Annotated in this window: 2 pseudogenes; both read left to right on the plus strand. The window is 40.0% G+C overall.

Annotation, left to right across the window (positions count from 1 at the left end):
* Nucleotides 1-198, plus strand: a pseudogene (locus ACFIM6_RS09965) (hypothetical protein); the annotation flags it as partial.
* Between the two features lie 7 nt (nucleotides 199-205).
* Nucleotides 206-952, plus strand: a pseudogene (locus ACFIM6_RS09970) (hypothetical protein); the annotation flags it as partial.

A 952-nucleotide genomic window follows, 5' to 3' on the forward strand; every position in this document is an offset into this window, starting at 1 on the left:
AATAGAGAACGTTGGCTGGAACAAGACAATAGCGGCTGGAATAGGTTGAATATGCTTATGAACGCCGGTCATGGCTTTGCAAGGAATTACGGCACGACAACGAATAATGTGTCAGAATCTAAGATGCATGGTAACGACCCTTGGAAGAACGCTATAGGGATTTTAGCTAGTATTGCTAATTTTGCAGGAAAAAAGTGAGGTAGTTATGCAAAATAGTAACGATAACATGTTATCAAGACTTCTTAAGTCTATGCATGTAATGAGCCAATATGTACCACGTATACGTTTCAACGATCTAGAAGACGCCAAACAACAGGCAAATAATTTACCTTATTTAACCCCTTCTTCCCCTATAGCAACTTTTGGTTCACAATCAAATCCTTTAGGTTTAGCTAAAAATACTTCACCTTTACCAGATGTAAGTTCGTCTTTAAGATCGGCAGGCAGAAAACCGTATGTACCGTCTTTAGTCCCTTCTTTACCAGTAGCGACCTTTGGTTCACAACCAAATCCTTTAGGTATGGAACCTTTGCCTAATGCAATTGAAACTTCAGATTTGGCATCATTGAAACCAAAGCCGTCTCAATTACCAGAGCCTATTTCATCTGTAGAACCACAGAAGTCTGTACAGCCACAACAGAGTACTGTTCCTCACCAAGATACTGGTTCTCAACAGAGTTTTTGGGATTACTTGCGTAGTCCTGAGTTTTTACAAAGATTATCAGATTATGGGATTGGTTATGCATTATCAGATGGGACGATAGCACAAAGTTTAGCGAATGCAGCTATGAATCTTCGTCGTGGTGATATGGAAAGAGAAAAAAGAGGACAGGTTAATCAGACCGTCGAATACCTAAAATCTAAAGGGTACAGTGAAGAAGAAGCTGCTATTATGGCACGTAATCCGCAAATGCTTAGTGCGATGCTAACAGGTGGTGATACTCCTAAGTTA

This window comes from Bartonella sp. AA9NXGY (assembly GCF_042196845.1).
Lineage (GTDB): Bacteria > Pseudomonadota > Alphaproteobacteria > Rhizobiales > Rhizobiaceae > Bartonella.